Origin of the sequence: Rhizobium esperanzae, from assembly GCF_014197615.1 — a bacterium.
GTDB lineage: Bacteria > Pseudomonadota > Alphaproteobacteria > Rhizobiales > Rhizobiaceae > Rhizobium > Rhizobium esperanzae_A.
Genome location: NZ_JACIFY010000009.1, coordinates 223,649 through 240,513, shown reverse-complemented (window position 1 = coordinate 240,513; position 16,865 = coordinate 223,649). Strand labels below are relative to the sequence as shown.

Below are 16,865 nucleotides of genomic sequence, written 5' to 3'. Positions count from 1 at the left end.
GGCTCTCCCCAAATCAGAGAAAGCCGCTACTGAATCCATCAGCTCAGCAGACGCAATACTTATATGCGATTCCCCTGCCCTTGTGGGGAGGGGTTGGAGAGGGGTCTTTGGTGGGCCCGAACCGGCCAGCCACGACATCCCCCAGGACACAAATCTCCCGCTTTCGTGCATTGCCCTTCGCCGATTTCGGCTGATAGACTTCCCCTGTCTGTTTCATCACCTATGTCCTTGGTTTTCGGGAGGCTTCTTAGCCATGGCAGAACTTGCGCAATTGCTTGCATCCATCAAACTGCCGGATCTCTCAGGCAAGGCGGTGCTGATCACCGGCGCCTCGACAGGGATCGGGGCGGCGCTGGCCCGCGCCTTTGCAGCGCAAGGGGCCAAGGTTGGCGTGCATTACAATGCCAGCCGCGAGCCGGCGGAGGCGCTGGCCGAGGAAATTCGGACGGCCGGCGGTACCGTGCATCTGATCCAGGGCGACGTCTCAAGGGAAGGGGAGACGGAGCGGGTCGTCGAGGAGACGGCGAAGACCTTCGGTCATCTCGACGGCCTGATCAACAATGCCGGCGGCATGCTGGGGCGCAAGCCGACCTCGGAATATACCGATGCGCATTATGCCGCAGTCATGGATCTCAATGCCCGCTCGGTGCTGGCGGCAACGCGCGCAGCCCATCCCTGGCTGAAGAAGCAGGGCGGTTTCATTATCAACACCACCTCGATCGCCGCCCGCAATGGCGGCGGCAACGGCGCGATCCTCTATGCGGCGTCCAAAGGTTTCGTCTCGACGATCACCCGCGGCCATGCCAAGGAATTCGTCGCCGACAGGATCCGCGTCAATGCGGTGGCGCCCGGTGTCATCGCCACGCCCTTCCACGAGCGTTATACCAATGACGAGCAGATGGAACTGCAGCGCAAGTCGATCCCGATGGGCTTCGTCGGCACCTCCGAGGATTGCGTCGGCGCCTATCTCTTCCTCGCCTCGCCGACCTTGTCGGGTTACATCACCGGCCAGATCATCGAGGTCAATGGCGGCCAGCTGATGCCGTAGCGGTTGCCCCGGCGAGCCGCATCGTTGGCTTTTCCCGTCGAGGACGGAACTTTCGAACCGCCGTAACGTTTCCCGCTTGGCCATATCACCAAGCGGGGCATCATGAGCTTTTCATTTTCGGAACTCGACTTCCTCAAGCCGGAGCTGGGGGCGGAGTATACGGGTTCCGGAACGCATTTCGCTGTCTTCTCGGCCCATGCGGAACAGATAGAGCTCTGCCTCTTCTCACCTGACGGAAAAGACGAAATCGCCAGGCTGCCGCTGCCGAAACGCGAGGGCGACATCTGGTCGGGCTATATCGCCGGCGTCGGACCGGGCACCGTTTACGGTTATCGCGCCCATGGGCCTTACGACCCCACCGCCGGCCACCGCTTCAACGCAAACAAGCTTCTGCTCGATCCCTATGCCAAACAGGTGACGGGGGCGCTGCAATGGGACGACGCGCTGTTCGGTTATCGGATCGGCGAGGACGACCTTTCCTTCGACGATCGCGACAGCGCGCCTTTCACGGTCAAGGGGGTCGTGCAGGACCCGGACTTCGACTGGGCGGGTGAAGAGGCGATCCGCCGCCCCTGGCCCGACACCGTCATCTATGAGGCGCATGTGCGTGGCTTGACGATGACGCATCCGAAGGTGCCAGACCGGCTGCGCGGCACCTTTCTCGGCATGTGCTCCGATCCGATCATCGATCATCTCGTCAAGCTCGGCATCTCGGCGATCGAGCTTCTGCCGATCCAATATTTCCTCGATGACCGCTATCTTCTGGAAAAGAACCTGACGAATTACTGGGGCTACCAGACGCTCGGTTTCTTCGCGCCGCAATCGCGCTACATGTCGAGCGACAAGATCACCGAGATCAAGACCATGGTGCGGAAGTTCCATGCCGCCGGCATCGAGGTCTTCATGGACGTGGTCTATAACCACACGGCCGAGGGCAGCGAGAAAGGGCCGACGCTCTCCTTCCGCGGGCTCGACAATGCGAGCTATTACATCCTCTCGCCCGACGATCCCCGCCACACCTTCGATACGACGGGCACCGGCAATACGCTGAATGTCGCAAACCCGATGGTGATGCGCATGGTGCTCGACAGCCTCCGCTACTGGGTCGGCGTCATGCACATCGACGGCTTCCGCTTCGATCTCGCCAGCACGCTCGGGCGGCAGGATCTGGAGTTCGACCGTCAGGGCCTGTTCTTCGGGGCGATCCGCCAGGATCCGATCCTCGCCGGGGTCAAGCTGATCGCCGAACCCTGGGATATCGGCGAGGGCGGCTATCAGGTCGGCGGTTTCCCGTACCCCTTCCGCGAATGGAACGACAAGTTCCGCGACGATGTGCGCCGTTTCTGGAAGGGCGACGGCGGCATGGTGTCGGAGGTGGCCGCCCGCGTCACCGGCTCGGCGCCGCAGTTCAACCATTCGGACCGGGGCGCGACATCCTCGATCAATCTTCTGTCGGCCCATGACGGTTTCACGCTGACGGATACGGTTTCTTTCGACGGCAAGCACAACGAGGCGAACGGCGAGGACAACCGGGACGGCCATTCGGACAATCATTCCGACAATATGGGCGTCGAGGGCGCCACGGACGATGCCGGTATCAATGCGGCCCGCGCCCGGCGCCGGCGCAACATGATGGCGACGCTGATGCTCTCCCAGGGCGTGCCCATGATCCTGGCCGGCGACGAGCTCGGTAACAGCCAGGGCGGCAACAACAATGCCTATTGCCAGGACAATGAAATCGGCTGGACGAATTGGGATGGGCTTGACGATCCCTTCCTCGATTTCTGCCGGCAGGCCGTTGCCTTCCGCAAGGCGCATCCTGTCCTCAGACAGGAGCGGTTCCTGACCGGCGAGACCAGCGAGGACGGGCGTATCGAGATCGCCTGGTACAAGCCCGACGGCAGCTTCATGGATGACGGTGCCTGGAACGACGACGGATTGCAGGTGCTCGGCGTCTACATCTCGAAAAGCGCGCAGGCGCCGGATACCGAAAAGATGGACGATCTCTTCCTCGTCTTCAACGCCGGCGGCGATTGCGAAGTCCACCTGCCAGAGGTGAACGGGCTGACGCAATGGTCGCGGGTTCTCGACACAGGGGCGGAGACCGGCGCCTTCGAGGTTTATGAGCAGGACAATCCCGTCATCGTCTATACCCAGAGCGCGGCCGTCTTTGCGCCGACAGGGCAGACCCAGCCGCCGGAGGGCGCGACCAAGGCCCAGCGCCGCCGCTGGTACCAGTTCGGCCGCCGCAGCAAATAGCAGGTCGATCAGAGCATGAATGCCGAAGCCATCACCGAACTTGGTCTTGTCTATGTCAGCGATACCGAACCGGGCATCCGCAGGCGAAGGAAGGGCAAGGGCTTCAGCTATGTGATGCCGGACGGCACGACGCTGGCCGATGAATTGCAGCGGGCGCGCATCGGCGCGCTCGGCCTGCCGCCGGCCTATGAGAATGTCTGGATCTGCCTCTATGAAAACGGCCACCTGCAGGCGACGGGCTATGATGCGCGCGGGCGCAAGCAATACCGCTACCACAAGGACTGGCAATCCTTCCGCAGCGCCGGAAAATTCCACCAATTGATCGAATTCGGCCGGGCATTGCCGAAGATACGCCGCACCGTGCTGCGCCATCTCGATACCGGCGCGGAGGATGTCAATGGCGTGTTGGCAGCTCTGACGACGCTGCTCGACGAGGCGCATTTGCGCATCGGAAACCAGGCCTATGTCCGGGAGAACGGCACCTATGGCGCAACGACGCTGCTCAAGCGGCACCTGAAGATCGTCGACGGACAGATCGAGCTGAAATTCCGCGCCAAGGGCGGCAAGCGCGTCCAGCGCAGTCTCAAACATCCGAGGCTGCAGAAGATCCTGGAGGAAATTGCCGACCTGCCCGGCCGCCAGCTCTTCGTCTGGAAGGATGAAAGCGGAGTGCTGAAACCGATCGATTCCGGCCGGCTGAACGCCTATCTCGCCGAGATATCGGACGTTCCCATTTCGGCGAAGACGTTCCGCACATGGGCGGGATCGCTCGCGGCATTCGGCGCGGCGCGCGAGTCGATTGTGAGCGGCGGCCGGCCGACGGTGAAGGAAATGTCGGAGGCGGCGGCCGAGGCCTTGCACAACACGCCGGCGATCTCGCGCTCCAGCTATATCCACCCGGCGATCATCGCGCTCGCCGGCAACGATCATCCGCTGATCGACAGCGGCACCGAACCGCTGCGGGGCTTGCGGGCCGAGGAAAACAGGCTACTTGATTTCCTGACACGCGAGATCGAGGAATGAGCCCGGGTAATCTGCCGAAATCAGACGTATCGTTGAGCCATCCCGACCGGCTCTATTGGCCGGACGAGGGCGTAACCAAACAGGCGCTCGCGGATTATTACGCCGCGGTCTGGCGCTTCATGGCGCCCTATGTCGTCAACCGGCCTTTGGCGCTGCTGCGCCTGCCGGACGGAATAACAGGCCATCAGCGGTTTTTCCAGAAACACGCGTGGAAGGGCATGAATCCCCATATCGAGGAGGTCGCAGACCCGCAGGATGCCGAAGGCGAAAAGCTGCTTGATATCGTGGATTTCAACGGCATCGCGGCGCTGGTGCAATCGGCCGTGCTCGAGATCCATCCCTGGGGCACGACGATCGATCATTGGGAAAGACCCGACATGATCACCATGGATCTCGATCCCGGCGAAGACGTGGCCTGGGATGCCGTGATCGCGGCCGCATTTGACGTGAAGGCACGGCTGGAAGCACGCGGGTTTGCCGCCTTCGTCAAGACGTCGGGCGGCAAGGGGCTGCATGTGGTGACGCCGCTTGCGCCGAAGGCCGGCTGGACCAAGGTGAAGGATTTCGCCCATTCGCTTGCCGAGAGCATGTCGGCGGAGGCGCCGGACAAATATCTCTCAACCGCGACGAAGGCCAAACGCGGAGGACACATCTATATCGACTATCTCCGCAACGGCCGCGGCAATACCGCGGTCGCGGCCTATTCGACGCGGGCGCGACCGGGTGCTCCGGTTTCGATGCCGCTCGGTTGGCAGGAGTTGAACGAGGTGACCGGTCCGGCCGCTTTCACGCTCGCCAATGTGCCGCAGCGACTGCAGACCCGGCCGAAGGACCCATGGGGCGATTTCTTCGATGCGGCCGTGCCGCTGGAATAAACGGTCAGCCCTCAGCGTCGAGTTCGGGATAATGCCGGAAAATTCCTTCCTCGTTGAAGGCAAGACGGCGAGGGGAGGCGAGATAGTGGGCGATGTTCGGGCGCTCCGCCACCTTGTCGCGCAATGCGAGCAGAGCGGGGTATTCCGCCTTGCGGCTGGCCGTGGCTTTCGGAAAGGCGTAGCTCAGGCCCTCCATCACCTGGAAGATCGACAGATCGACATAGGTGAGCGCGTTGCCGACCATGTGGTCGGGGCCGTTCGGGTTCTGCCGCAGCATACGCTCGAAATAGCCGAGGAATTTCGGAATGCGTTCGCGGATGAAGGCAGCCGAGCGGGCTTTGGCTTCCTGTTTCTGGTCTTCGTAATAGAGCGCCACATCGATCGGGTGATGGGTGTCGTGCACCTCGGCGACGAAATCGGTGATGGTCAGCTGCAGGCCGTTGGCGACATGGCGAAGGCCTTCATTATCAGGTGCAAGGCCGAGCTTCGGGCCGAGATAAAACAGGATGTTGGCGACATGCGGGATGATGAGGTCGCCATCCTTGAGGAAGGGCGGGGCGAAGGGAATGTGCGGTTCGCTTTCGCTTTCCATGATCTTGAACATGGCGCCGGTGCCGCGCCCGGGTTCACGGGTGATGTCGATATAGTCGGCGCCGGCTTCCTCCAGCGCCAACCGCACGAACTCGCCACGACCCTGGATGCCGTCCCAATAATAAAGCTCGTATGGCATATCCGCTTAACCCTTCGGTTGACGACCGAAGTCTTTTCGCAGTTCGTCCTTGGCTTTTTCAAGGGTGCCGCGCCGCTTTTTCGTCAGCTGGTCGCCGGCGCGGTTGATGTAGAAGGTCAGCATCGACATGGCCGCGCGGAAGGGGCTCGACTTGCGTCGATCGCTTTCCTCGGCGGAGTGCTTGACGGAGCGGGCAATCTTCTTCGGATCGTCCGATTTGAACGCACCTTTCTTCAGGTCCATCGCGTCGCTGTGTTCGGTGACGTCCTGCGACCATTTCTTCTTCGATTTGGCCATGACTGATATCCCTTTGCCGGATGCCGGCGGCGGCAGACCACCGGCCTCGGCTTACTGGTTAGTGGTGGCTGTGGTGTTCGTTGCGTTTGCGCGTCGCCGCTGCCTTCTTCGCCGAGGCGGAGCGTTCGGCTTTCGAGCGTGCGGCGGATGCTGCGCCGCCGGCGCGGCCACCCTTTTCGGAGGATTCATGCGTATCCTTCTTGCCGCGGCCGGAACCGGATTTGTTGCCGCCGCCACTTTCCTTGTTGACGGTCGCCCAGGCGCGCCGTTCGGCTTCCTTCTCGGAGACGCCGCGATCTTCGTAGCCCTCTTCGATGTGTTCGGCCTTGCGTTTCTGCTTGTCGGTATAGTCGGACTTGTCACCTCTCGGCATCGTCGCCTCCTCTGGCTTGCAAAGGGGTCGAACCGTCAGCGCCCGCAAAAGTTCCGGCGAACGCATCAGTCGGCAAAGGCGGGATTCGGGAACAATGCCGGCAGCACCGGCTTCCGATGGAAACGGGTGATCGACGTGAAGCCGTCTGCGGCGTCACCGGGGCTGTTATTTTCGATGGAGCTTTTGCGATGCAGTAAAAGCGCGGCCGATGTCGAAGGAGGGTGGCTGCACCGGCTGACGGGGATCGCGGAAAACCAGTCCGACGAGATTGTCGACGACAAGAATGAAGCCGAGCGCGAGACCAAGATAGAGCAGTGCGGCGATGACGAGGAGCGACATCTCCATCCCTCACACGATCGCGGTCGACGTGCTGCCACCGGCTGCGGCGAGCGGGGCGGAGAGGATATCGGTATGGCCGTCGTTCATGGCAACTTCCCCGGTTTCGCCACAAACAGCCAGTGCATGGCGTTGTTCCCGGTTATCGGGCGAGGGCTCAAATTTTTTGGGAAGCTCCAAAGCTTGCTGCGTCATCCGGCCTCTGTTCACCCCCCGTGGAAGCCCACCTCTGAAATTCCGTAAAGCACAACTAATTCAGGCATATGACAAACAGCATCAAAGGGCGCCGAGACGACGCCCTTTATTCAATCGATCTGCTCGGTATTGCGGTATTCAGGACGCCGTCTTGCGGCTCGCAGTCCGTTTCGGCGCTGGAGTGACGACGCCGTTCGTCTTGCTGCCGGCGACGCTGCGCTTCGCCCTGGGCTTGATTTCCTTGCCTTGGGAAGAAGCAGCAGAGCCGTCGAGCGCCTCGCGCTCGTGTCGCGCCTGTTCCCAATGGATGGATTCTCGCCCTGTCGGATAGCCCTCTTCTTCCCAGAGGGCGTAGGCACGTTTTTTGATCCACTCGTCCCGAGTTTCTGTCATCGCTGATCTCCAGTCACATGATGCCGTCGTTCGAACGCGATACTGCCCTGGATGGTTCCAGAGGAGGGGGACTGTTTCAAGAGAAATCGCCCTGCAACCGTAAATATTTTCGCATTGCAGCATACCAGGGTTTAGAATCGGCAATCATCGGAGCTGAAACTCCGCCGCCTTGTGCAGATCTGACACGAAATCCCGGCGCAATCTTCGCTGCTCGGCCCCGTCGCGAATGCGCAGGAGATAGGAGGGGTGGATGGTGACCAGGACAGGCGGACGGTTTGCCGGATGCAGGATATGGCCGCGCTCCGGTGTCAGCTTTACCTTCGGCCCGAACAGCGCATAAAGCGCGCTTGCGCCGAGGGTGATGACGAGTTTCGGCTTGATGATGTCGAGTTCGGCGCCGAGCCACCAGGCGCAACGCCGAATCTCGCCGGCATTGGGTTTTGCATGCAGCCGCCGTTTGCCGCGCGGCGTGAACTTGAAGTGCTTGACGGCATTGGTGACGTAGCAGCGCTCGCGCTCGAGACCGGCCTCTTCGAGGCACTGCTCGAGCAGCCGGCCGGCCGGGCCGACAAAGGGCCTGCCCGTCAGATCTTCCTGGTCGCCCGGCTGCTCGCCGACAAGGACGATCTCGGCCTTCCCAGACCCCTCGCCGAAGACGATCTGCGTGGCATTCCTGTAGAGATCGCAGCGGGTGCAGCCTTCGGCCTGATGCCGGAGCCTGGCAATGCTTGTCGCATCCGCGCTGTCGAGCGCCAGGGCCGGGCCGATATTTGCGGCGATATTCATGATGGCGGTCCTCATGTCCTTAGGACCAATCGTTCTGTGCCGGGATTGTTCCCGTAGCGGAGCGAGCCGGCAAAATGACCACGGCGAAAAATTCGCGTCATGAGAGAGAGCCGGCGCGATTGAACGCCGCCATTTCCCGGCTATATTTGCCAGCGATGTTCTATCTCCTGTCTACCTACTGGCCGCATATCCTCTTTGTCGTTTCGATCGCCATGGGGGCCGCGGCGGCGATCCATGCCGCCATGACCAAGGAGGAGGTGCGCGCGGCGATCGGCTGGGTCGGCGTCATCATCCTGTCTCCGATCATCGGCGCGGTGCTTTATGCGATTGCCGGCATCAACCGCATTCGCCGGAAATCGCTGAGCATTCGCCGCGACGCGCTGCTGCCGGCGGCCGAAATCGACGAGCTGGAGACATTCGATGCCGAGGCCGAGACCGTCATCAGCCAGTATGGCCGCCGCTTTGCGGCGCTGCAGACGCTCGGCGACCGGGTGACCCGCAATCCACTGACCTCGGGCAATTCGATCGATGTGCTGGAGACTGGCGACGAGGCCTATGCGGCGATGAAATCGGCGATCGACGAGGCGGCACGCAGCATCCTGCTCGAAACCTATATTTTCGACCGCGACGTCATCGGTCTTCGCATCGCCGATGCGCTGATTGCGGCTGTCCGGCGCGGTGTCGAGGTGCGGGTGCTGATCGACGCGGTCGGCGCGCGTTATTCGGTGCCGAGCATTCTCGGCCATCTCCGGGACGGCGGCGTTACCGTCGCCGTCTTCAACGGCAATGTCATCATGGGCTTGCGGTTGCCCTATGCCAATCTGCGCACCCACCGCAAGATCCTGATCGTCGACGGCAAGATCGCGCTGACGGGCGGGATGAACATAAGAGCGGGTTTCAGCGAGGAGGCGACGGGCGAGAGCTTTGCGCACGATACGCATTTCAGCGTCACCGGCCCCGTCGTCGCCGACCTCTTCGATCTTGCCGCCGAAGACTGGCGCTTCTCCACGCAGGAACTGTTGAACGGCGAGGTCTGGCGCATCGAACCGACGCAGCGCAGCCCCGGCGATCCGATCCTGATGCGGGTCGTCGCCTCGGGGCCGGACCGTAGCCTTGAGACAAACCACAAGATGCTGACGGGCGCCTTTTCCGTGGCGCGCCAGTCGATCCGCATCATGTCGCCCTATTTCCTGCCGGACCGCGAGCTGATCGGCGCCCTGGTGACGGCGGCGCGGCGCGGCGTCGAGGTCGATATCGTCGTGCCGGCGGTGAACAATCTCGTGCTGGTCGACCGGGCGATGACGGCGCAATTTGACCAGATCCTCAAGAATTACTGCCGCATCTGGCGCTCGACCGGCAGCTTCAGCCATTCGAAGCTTTTGACGATCGACGGCACCTGGGCCTATGTCGGCTCTTCCAATCTCGACCCGCGCTCGCTGCGTCTGAACTTCGAGGTCGATCTCGAAGTGCTGAACGAGGGCTTTGCCGGCGAGATCGACGAGCATATCGAGGAAACCCTGAAATCGGCGACGCCGGTGACGCTGGAGGGCTTGCAGGCACGACCCTTCCCGGTGCGGCTGCTGGAGAAGGTGTTATGGCTTGGGTCACCCTATCTCTGAAGGGATTATTTGCGCTCCGATGTGGCAAGTTCGGCTTGGCCGCCTATACTGCCGGAGGAAACCTTTTTTGATCAACGGAACAAGCGCGCCTTTCGATGCAGGCCAGAAAACACAATCTTCCCGCCAGCATTCTCGCCTCGATCAGGAGCAGGAAAAAGCGGCTCGACCCTGCCTATACGGAGGCAAGGCCGCGCAGTGCCGGCACGCTGATCGCCTCCTATAACGTGCACAAATGCGTCGGCACCGACCGCCGCTTCGATCCGGAGCGCACCAGCCGGGTGATCCATGAAATCGGCGCCGATGTGATCGCGCTGCAGGAGGCCGATACGCGCTTCGGCGAGCGCACCGGCCTTCTCGACCTCGGCCGGCTGGAACGGGAGACGGGACTGATCCCCGTGCCGGTCGCCGGCATGGCCAAGGCGCATGGCTGGCACGGCAATGTCGTGCTGTTCAAGAAGGGTCTGGTGCATGATGTGCATCAGGTCAAGCTGCCGGGGCTGGAGCCGCGCGGGGCGCTGGTCGCCGAAATCGAACTTGAACAGGGCGGGGTGCTGCGGATCATCGCCGCGCATTTCGGCCTGCTGCGCCACAACAGAGCCCAGCAGGCCCGCATGCTGGTCGAACTCATCAATGACAGACAGGAAATGCCGACCATCCTGCTCGGCGATCTCAACGAATGGCGGCTCGGCGACCGCTCCTCGCTCAACACCTTCCAATCCGCCTTCGGCGAACTGCCGCCCGCCGTCCCGAGCTTCCCGGCCGGCCTGCCGCTTCTCGCCCTCGACCGCATCATCGCCAACCGCAAGGGCATCATCTCGGAAGTGGAGGCGCACGACACGCCGCTGGCGCGCATCGCCTCGGATCATCTACCGATCAAGGCGCTGGTCGATCTGGAGCCGGCGGGGGGGTAATAGGATCGCATCGGGCAACGTCCGACAGTCCGATGCCAGTCTCATTATTCGGTCACGCCGTCGGATGCGGATCGAAGAGCTCTTAAGCTTGTCGAACGGGATCAGGTCGACACGGTCGTAGAGATTGACATGTCCCGCTTCCTTAACCCACACGAGTTCCTTCGGTTTGGCGGCACACTTGTCAGCGTCTTCTGGTGTACGGACAAAGCAGAGGGCAGGCAACGAGGCGCGGATTCGATAACGCGGCTTAGAAATCGCCCACAACTCGCTGTTTGGTTATGAAAAAAAAAGCTTGCACGAGATTGGCGCAATCAGAGCCGAATTTTCGTCGCTAATCCCGTGTAGGCACGAAGGGTTATTTTGGGAATAAGTACTTCATATCCTCCAGCCTTGTTCTTGCGCGTTTCAATTCCTCAGAAGTAAAAAGATGCCGCCATTGGGATTTGAGTACCAGAGCCTCGACCGTCAGGTCGAGCCTCTTCAACTCCCAGAGCCGGGTGAAGCCTTCCGAGACGCTACGCTTGCCTAACAATTGTCGAGCCGCGCCAACACCGCCAAGACGTTCCACCATCGATCTGAATTCTGTCGGTTTGTAGCCGAGCGCCGCGGCTTGGTCGTAAATCGCAAACATCGCCCGATCGAAGGCCTTGCCGTTAAACGGCCTAGCAGCGTTTTCCATTGCTTGGACGACGTCAGAAATCCCCGCAATTTTCTCTTTCGGACCCCGCTCGGTAACTCGCGAGCGGGCCATTGCTTCCGCCAGGCGTGGAAGATCGCCTTCAGCCACGCTAACTTTGCCGAGCGTTGGGAGATCGATAGAATCCGCTTTGTGGACGAACGTAACGTCGTTTTCCTCGTCCCAATGCACGACACGCCAATATGCCGTGAATTCAGGAATCCTCTTGCTAACATCGAAGTCGATGAGCCAGTCGCCGACCTCCATGTTCGCACCCCAGCCCTCGTAAATATCCGTGCCTTTCAGGCTTCCATCTGCTTGAACCGCTTCGTCGAAGATTTTCGCGGCATGAGCAGAGGTCAGTCTCGCCCACTGGACAACCTTTAGCTTGTCAAAGGCCGGGTGGTCCGGCTGACGTCTAACGAGGTCCACAAGATTTGAGGTGAGGCCGCCTTTCACCGGCGCGAAAGACTTGCGCGAATTCCAAGCTACCCGGGCAAGATCGAGCTTTTCGGGATCGATCCCGACGGCCTGCGAAAAACGCGTGTTACACCAATCGGAGAGCTGCTTAATGAGTTCGGGATCTCCGCTTCTGATATTCGCTTCGGCCCAGCCGGAGATGGCTGCCCCTTCGACCACCAAACCGTTGCTGGAGGCATTCGAAGACCCCATAATTAACGTTTCCGGTGTGAGGTAGACTTTGCCATGCAGCCGCCAGTCCGTGCGAACCTCGGCATTCTTTAGCGACATTAACTCTTCGACCTCATACGGATTACATGCGCCTGAGTCGAGATTGCAAACGATCCGGAGCGACTTCCAGGGTTTTTGGAGGCCTAGGCTTTTAATCGCTCCGGCTCCCCAGAACGCTACCACTAGCGTGGCCTCGTCACTGCTTACTAGCATTTCCCTCGCGGATCTCAGTGTTGCGGCTTCGTCGAGAAATTCGGTCATTTTGGTCGTCCTGGTGGAATCGGAGACACCTTAGATTGCATGAGCGATTTGGAGCTTTCTTGCTTTGTGCCGAATGTCAACATTGCAGCTGCTGTCTGGTATTGCCACTTAGTGAAACCCGTCTGCTCGCGAATTTCTCTAGGCTTTAGACCCTGATTTCTCAGTTGAGCGATGAGAGCTGCGTCTGCCGATGAGTTAAAGGACTTCGGCCGTCCGATTTTCTTTTCCATTTTATTCCCTTTGTTTAACGCCGCCTTTTGACGGTCGTAGACCAATGGGAACCCGGGACCCTGTCGGCCGCAACAATAAAATGATGCGATTGCAATGGGTTAAATGCTGCTTGTTGACAAGCCCAGCATTTGCAAACGTTCAAAACCTGAATTTTTCTGGAGGATCGGCCACCCAAATGTCAAGAATACCCCCACAACGGCAGAACAGATCGCTGATGCACCGAGCAACCGGTTGGGACAGTGTTCCAGTTCGTCTTGATCTCACCGATATCGGTCTCAGCTTCGTCAAGTCGGTCCTTAATACCCTTGATCTCCACCTGTTGGCCGTTCTGACCTTGAAGAAAGCCATCGATCTTGCCGCCGATCTGGGCGATGGCCGTGTTTTAATTTCAGTATTTCGCGCAGAAGGAAGTTTTCATCGATAGCCATGCAAAGAACTCGTCAACGTTGTATATGCTGACGGTATCAGCGCACGCGGCGGTGCAAGATTCGAGGGGTGGAGGGGAAGATGTTCTGGGGGAAGAAGAAGACCAAATCAGCTCGACAAACGCTGCGTGACGAGATTGAGGAACATCGCGAAGCGATCCGCCTATCTGAAGATTTTGATGAAGCCTTTTCCGATCCGGCCGATCACCCGGAGGTTCATAAGCAGGCAGCTAGCCTGGAGTCGATGGATAGCAGGCACGTTACGGAAGAGGACCGAAAAGCCTTTGAGCGTACTGCCTCCGCTGGTCGTTTGCTGAACGACCGATTGTCATATGGTGGAGGACTATGGCGCGTGATCGAAAGCGATGCCAGGATCGCTGATCACTGGTCAGGATATAACCTGCCTGACATTACCGGCCGACACTACAAGCTGTATTATGGTAGGCTTCGCAATGGGACGCTGGTCATCAGTCGGGATGCTTCGGAGCGATATGGACCACAGGGTATCCACATCGGTCTAACCTTCAGGTTCCCGTTTCTCTATGAGTTCGATGTAATCTATCAAAAGCTGCGCGCGCTCACCTGGCAATTGAGCAATGGCAAAGACGTCGACATGGATCGCCGTGAAGCTGCGCTGACCCGTGAACTTCTGCGGACGCTATGGGGCATCCAGCGTGACGAGATGTACGTCTTCCAATTTCACGAGGCTGGCCCCGCGACGGTGATGTTCAAGCAACTGCTGAGTCTGCAGAGCAGATCGTCGACAGATCGGGTTTAGTCGAGCGGCTGAGCTGTGGCGAGTTCGGGAAATTTGCGTCGCCAGTTGTCATCAGCGGTCTTCAGGATATCGGCGTTGTCGGTCATCACCTTTAGACCGGCGATACTCAGATCGGCAAACTTGTTCGATAGAACGGTATCGAGCCATTTTTCGATGATATCCTCTACAGCTAGTTCCCGGTTCAGGTCAGCCCATTCGTGGAAGTGCTGATAGACCTCCGCCTTCAGATTATCCTGAGCTTCCTTGACGTGGTCGAGATATAAGGAATATTCCACCCTCGCCACAAGAAGTGGTGAGTATTCCTCTTGCTGGCGGGCGCTGTCGAACTGCGTCTGAATGACGCTCAGGTAGCCGGTGCGAATTTGTTCGTACCGCCAGCCAATGAAGTGCTCGATCTCAGCAGTCTGTGCTCTCGAAATCTCTCGACCTTTTTCAAATGCCGCCTGTTCCTCAGGGGACGTCGAGGGTGCTGAAGGTGTCGATGGCGTCCTCGAAAATAGCTTGCTGATGGCTTTAAACATGCGGGTCCTCCGGATCGAAGGCAACCTAGCATGGAGGTGAGTCCTTTCAATTCTTAATTGTTGACGCTGGAATTGTAGGATTCGACTGTGGAGGAATCCTACGAGGTCTGGAATTCTTTTTCGAATATGACTCAATCCACAGGGAGAAGGGGATTTAGGTTCTAATCCTTGAGTCGGAGTAGGAAAAAACCTACTCGGAGTCTCGTAAAGTTTGACTTGACAAGTGATTTGTTGAAAGCTGTCCTTACAGAGGGGGCCAAGAGGGACCGGTGGTCTAGACCAGTCCCTCCCGGGCTTAAGCGTTCGGACTTACTTCTCTGCGTTACCAGAGCCGTCTCGGTGGTATGCTGAGACGGCTTCTTTTATAAGTGCATAACTGTGGCCAATGTAATAGGAAGCCACCGTTGCGAACGCTATTGCCAGCCAGGTTTTGTAGAACATGATGTTCTCCTTTCCTTACTGGACCCCTGTACTGTATGCAGGAGCGGCGATTTGGTGCAAGCACGAAAGTAGTGATGCGCCGCTATTCACAGGCCAAAAAAAATCATAAGCTATTTCAAGTGGTTGCGACCATGCTATCGGCGGGGGTGCCGACAAACGTCTGGAAACAAACAGTAAACATTGCTCTTCAAAGGGCTTGACTTTGCGATTCTGCAGATGAATCACCCGAATTGTCTTGACGGCGGAGAAGTGGTGATTCGAAACTATGTGCTCGGCGGCTTGTAGTCGACGCTCGTTTGGACCGCCGCATAGCTGACATCCGACCCGCCTCCAACGACCAGCTCCTGCTCCTGATCATGGCTTTCGATCCGGATCGTCGACGTCGGCACGCGAGGACGGGACACCAATTCTTTGCGTGCTTGGTGCCCGATAAGTAGCTTCAGGGCTGATACGGTCGAGGTCATGGCATCTCCGGGGAAAGGTCGATGCCCTTGCGGACAATGATCGGTTGAGTGTGCGCGGACAGACGCCGAACGATGAGATCTTCCTGTCGCAGGGGCTCGAAGTAAATCCTAAGAATCGTAGGATTCGACGCTATGGCAGCGACAGGATCGCCGCCAAAGCTGCTGGCAGTGAAGGCAAAACCGGTCTGGGCGTCCACTTCATTCTCGACGACAAGGATTCGGGGACCTGGCTGCTAAGTCGAAGTGTTGACAGGCAGGGCAATCGCTTCAGCTTTGCAAGGACCGAGAGCATATATCGCGCCGATGTGAGATGATCCCGGTTGCAACACCGGCGCTGCTCAAAGCAGGGGCGGCGATCGCTCGCTCGGAGGACATGCTGCGCCATACGCTGTTGCAGGAGGAAAACCGGGATGTATGGTCGCGCTGGTTCGAGGCGGCCGGTTTCGCCATGGCAGAAACAGTGCGGGGACCTTTGTATGCCGACAGCGGTCTGGTGAGCAGGCGGTCCTGCGGTCGCGCGCAGCTTCGAGCGGCTGACGCCGGCTGCCTCGCTGTTCGTTCGTTGGATCAGGTCCCGGATCGAAGCAATTCGGTATTGAGACAGTCTCCCGCCACCAATGAAGATCCTTCCAGCTACTTTTCAGTGGAAGCTCGAAAGCAAGGACGGGGGTGAGACCGCGATCCACCGACGGCCGGACGATGTCGCGGTCGATCGTCGCATCGGCCACAACGTGGTGGCCGATGCGATGCGGCAGGCGGGTCACCCGCCGCAGATCTCCGGTAGGCTATCGCTATTCGGAATCGCCGTCCGAGTCATCGCCGCCGTCATCGTCACCGGCATCGTCGTCGCCGTCATCCTCGGAACTGTCGTCGCTCGTCTCCTCGTCGCTGGAAGATTCTTCCTGCGTCATCGCTTCTTCGACGGTCGTCTCTTCGCTTTCATAGGAGGTCTCGATTGTCTGCGTTTCCTCGGACACGTATTCGGAATAGGAGAAAGACGCCTCCGACGTGTCGCTCTCCCAGGTCGAAACTTCCGTGACCGAGATCGCCTCGTTATACTCCTCGAGCGTAATGACGGCGGCGACAGTCACCGGCGCACCATCCCGAAGCACGGCCATGGCGATATCGGATTTGCCCGCCTTCAGATCGCGGCTGACGGCGACGTCGACGTCGACAGGTTTGTGAACCTTGTGCCCGTGAACCTCCGACAGCACATCGCCGGGCTTGATTCCCTGCTTGTCGGCGACGCCGCCCTTCTTGACCGAGAGCACCAATACGCCGTGCTCGCCCTTGGCAAGCTTGAACTTCTTTATAACAGCCTTGTTGACGGGCAGCAGCAGTGCATCGAGCGCCTTGGAAATCTGAGGCGAAGGAAGCCCGTGCGTCGGCGGCGCGGCGGCATAGGCGGCGGAATATCCGGTCAATGGTGATGTAATATTGGCAATGATAAGTAATGCGCGTAGTGCGTTATATGAAGTCTTCACTTTTTCTCCATCCGGTGCGTGCTGCATAGAGTGCGAGGAATAGCAGTCT

Annotated in this window: 22 protein-coding genes; 9 read left to right on the top strand and 13 right to left on the bottom strand. The window is 59.4% G+C overall.

Going from position 1 to position 16,865, the window contains the following annotated elements:
* Nucleotides 1-253 precede the first annotated feature (253 nt).
* From GGD57_RS14570 to ligD, 4 genes are all read left to right on the top strand, one after another.
* Nucleotides 254-1,048, top strand: a complete 795-nt coding sequence (locus GGD57_RS14570; RefSeq protein ID WP_184470836.1) for an SDR family NAD(P)-dependent oxidoreductase — start codon at nucleotides 254-256, stop codon at nucleotides 1,046-1,048.
* 102 nt (nucleotides 1,049-1,150) lie between these two features.
* On the top strand, nucleotides 1,151-3,307 hold the full coding sequence (glgX, locus tag GGD57_RS14565; protein ID WP_184470826.1) for a glycogen debranching protein GlgX: 2,157 nt from the start codon (nucleotides 1,151-1,153) through the stop codon (nucleotides 3,305-3,307).
* 15 nt (nucleotides 3,308-3,322) lie between these two features.
* Nucleotides 3,323-4,330: a DNA topoisomerase IB gene (locus tag GGD57_RS14560; protein ID WP_184470824.1), complete on the top strand. Its 1,008-nt coding sequence runs from the start codon at nucleotides 3,323-3,325 to the stop codon at nucleotides 4,328-4,330.
* A complete protein-coding gene (gene ligD / locus GGD57_RS14555; RefSeq protein ID WP_184470822.1) occupies nucleotides 4,327-5,205 on the top strand; it encodes a non-homologous end-joining DNA ligase in 879 nt (292 codons plus the stop codon). Before GGD57_RS14560 ends, ligD begins: the two co-directional genes overlap by 4 nt.
* A gap of 4 nt (nucleotides 5,206-5,209) precedes the next feature.
* Here ligD and GGD57_RS14550 read toward each other — a convergent pair whose 3' ends face one another.
* The 7 genes from GGD57_RS14550 to GGD57_RS14520 form a co-directional block, all read right to left on the bottom strand.
* Nucleotides 5,210-5,935, bottom strand: a complete 726-nt coding sequence (locus tag GGD57_RS14550; RefSeq protein WP_184470820.1) for a glutathione S-transferase — start codon at nucleotides 5,933-5,935, stop codon at nucleotides 5,210-5,212.
* Between the two features lie 6 nt (nucleotides 5,936-5,941).
* On the bottom strand, nucleotides 5,942-6,232 hold the full coding sequence (locus GGD57_RS14545) for a DUF3175 domain-containing protein (RefSeq protein WP_126909147.1): 291 nt from the start codon (nucleotides 6,230-6,232) through the stop codon (nucleotides 5,942-5,944).
* Nucleotides 6,233-6,290: 58 nt separating this feature from the next.
* Nucleotides 6,291-6,605 (bottom strand): hypothetical protein, encoded by a 315-nt coding sequence (locus tag GGD57_RS14540; RefSeq protein ID WP_003564065.1) that lies wholly within the window; start codon nucleotides 6,603-6,605, stop codon nucleotides 6,291-6,293.
* Nucleotides 6,606-6,770: 165 nt separating this feature from the next.
* On the bottom strand, nucleotides 6,771-6,944 hold the full coding sequence (locus GGD57_RS14535; protein WP_184470818.1) for a hypothetical protein: 174 nt from the start codon (nucleotides 6,942-6,944) through the stop codon (nucleotides 6,771-6,773).
* A 9-nt stretch (nucleotides 6,945-6,953) separates the two neighbouring features.
* Nucleotides 6,954-7,136 (bottom strand): hypothetical protein, encoded by a 183-nt coding sequence (locus tag GGD57_RS14530; protein WP_184470816.1) that lies wholly within the window; start codon nucleotides 7,134-7,136, stop codon nucleotides 6,954-6,956.
* A 138-nt stretch (nucleotides 7,137-7,274) separates the two neighbouring features.
* Nucleotides 7,275-7,529, bottom strand: a complete 255-nt coding sequence (locus GGD57_RS14525; RefSeq protein WP_184470814.1) for a DUF2934 domain-containing protein — start codon at nucleotides 7,527-7,529, stop codon at nucleotides 7,275-7,277.
* Between the two features lie 144 nt (nucleotides 7,530-7,673).
* Nucleotides 7,674-8,315, bottom strand: a complete 642-nt coding sequence (locus tag GGD57_RS14520) for a UdgX family uracil-DNA binding protein (RefSeq protein ID WP_184470812.1) — start codon at nucleotides 8,313-8,315, stop codon at nucleotides 7,674-7,676.
* Between the two features lie 155 nt (nucleotides 8,316-8,470).
* Here GGD57_RS14520 and GGD57_RS14515 point away from each other — a divergent pair, with 155 nt between their 5' ends.
* On the top strand, nucleotides 8,471-9,934 hold the full coding sequence (locus GGD57_RS14515) for a phospholipase D-like domain-containing protein (RefSeq protein WP_184470859.1): 1,464 nt from the start codon (nucleotides 8,471-8,473) through the stop codon (nucleotides 9,932-9,934).
* A 95-nt stretch (nucleotides 9,935-10,029) separates the two neighbouring features.
* The gene (locus tag GGD57_RS14510; RefSeq protein ID WP_184470810.1) at nucleotides 10,030-10,845 is read left to right on the top strand and encodes an endonuclease/exonuclease/phosphatase family protein; all 816 of its coding nucleotides are present in this window, start codon (nucleotides 10,030-10,032) and stop codon (nucleotides 10,843-10,845) included.
* A gap of 355 nt (nucleotides 10,846-11,200) precedes the next feature.
* Here GGD57_RS14510 and GGD57_RS14505 read toward each other — a convergent pair whose 3' ends face one another.
* Entirely contained in the window at nucleotides 11,201-12,472 is a 1,272-nt protein-coding gene (locus GGD57_RS14505; protein ID WP_184470808.1) for a phospholipase D family protein, read from the bottom strand.
* Nucleotides 12,473-12,917: 445 nt separating this feature from the next.
* Here GGD57_RS14505 and GGD57_RS14495 point away from each other — a divergent pair, with 445 nt between their 5' ends.
* Together GGD57_RS14495 and GGD57_RS14490 are read left to right on the top strand one after the other, a co-directional pair.
* On the top strand, nucleotides 12,918-13,127 hold the full coding sequence (locus GGD57_RS14495; RefSeq protein WP_184470804.1) for a hypothetical protein: 210 nt from the start codon (nucleotides 12,918-12,920) through the stop codon (nucleotides 13,125-13,127).
* Between the two features lie 83 nt (nucleotides 13,128-13,210).
* Nucleotides 13,211-13,906 (top strand): hypothetical protein, encoded by a 696-nt coding sequence (locus tag GGD57_RS14490; RefSeq protein WP_184470802.1) that lies wholly within the window; start codon nucleotides 13,211-13,213, stop codon nucleotides 13,904-13,906.
* Here GGD57_RS14490 and GGD57_RS14485 read toward each other — a convergent pair.
* The 4 genes from GGD57_RS14485 to GGD57_RS14475 all read right to left on the bottom strand — a co-directional run bounded on the left by GGD57_RS14485 (nucleotide 13,903) and on the right by GGD57_RS14475 (nucleotide 15,529).
* Nucleotides 13,903-14,427, bottom strand: coding sequence for a hypothetical protein (locus tag GGD57_RS14485; RefSeq protein ID WP_184470800.1), 525 nt, complete (start codon nucleotides 14,425-14,427; stop codon nucleotides 13,903-13,905). The genes GGD57_RS14490 and GGD57_RS14485 overlap by 4 nt on opposite strands.
* Before the next feature lie 309 nt (nucleotides 14,428-14,736).
* Nucleotides 14,737-14,868 carry a hypothetical protein gene (locus tag GGD57_RS29385; RefSeq protein ID WP_281423747.1) on the bottom strand — a complete coding sequence of 44 codons (132 nt, stop codon included), beginning with the start codon at nucleotides 14,866-14,868 and terminating at the stop codon, nucleotides 14,737-14,739.
* A gap of 263 nt (nucleotides 14,869-15,131) precedes the next feature.
* A complete protein-coding gene (locus GGD57_RS14480; RefSeq protein ID WP_184470798.1) occupies nucleotides 15,132-15,332 on the bottom strand; it encodes a hypothetical protein in 201 nt (66 codons plus the stop codon).
* Complete coding sequence (locus tag GGD57_RS14475) at nucleotides 15,329-15,529, bottom strand: hypothetical protein (protein WP_184470863.1); 201 nt, start codon at nucleotides 15,527-15,529, stop codon at nucleotides 15,329-15,331. The genes GGD57_RS14480 and GGD57_RS14475 overlap by 4 nt, the downstream gene beginning before the upstream one ends.
* A gap of 113 nt (nucleotides 15,530-15,642) precedes the next feature.
* On the opposite strand from GGD57_RS14475, the gene GGD57_RS14470 reads away from it, so the two are divergent.
* Nucleotides 15,643-16,005 (top strand): hypothetical protein, encoded by a 363-nt coding sequence (locus GGD57_RS14470; RefSeq protein ID WP_246713653.1) that lies wholly within the window; start codon nucleotides 15,643-15,645, stop codon nucleotides 16,003-16,005.
* 118 nt (nucleotides 16,006-16,123) lie between these two features.
* Here GGD57_RS14470 and GGD57_RS14465 read toward each other — a convergent pair whose 3' ends face one another.
* Nucleotides 16,124-16,816, bottom strand: coding sequence for a PDZ domain-containing protein (locus tag GGD57_RS14465; protein ID WP_184470796.1), 693 nt, complete (start codon nucleotides 16,814-16,816; stop codon nucleotides 16,124-16,126).
* Between the last annotated feature and the right edge of the window lie 49 nt (nucleotides 16,817-16,865).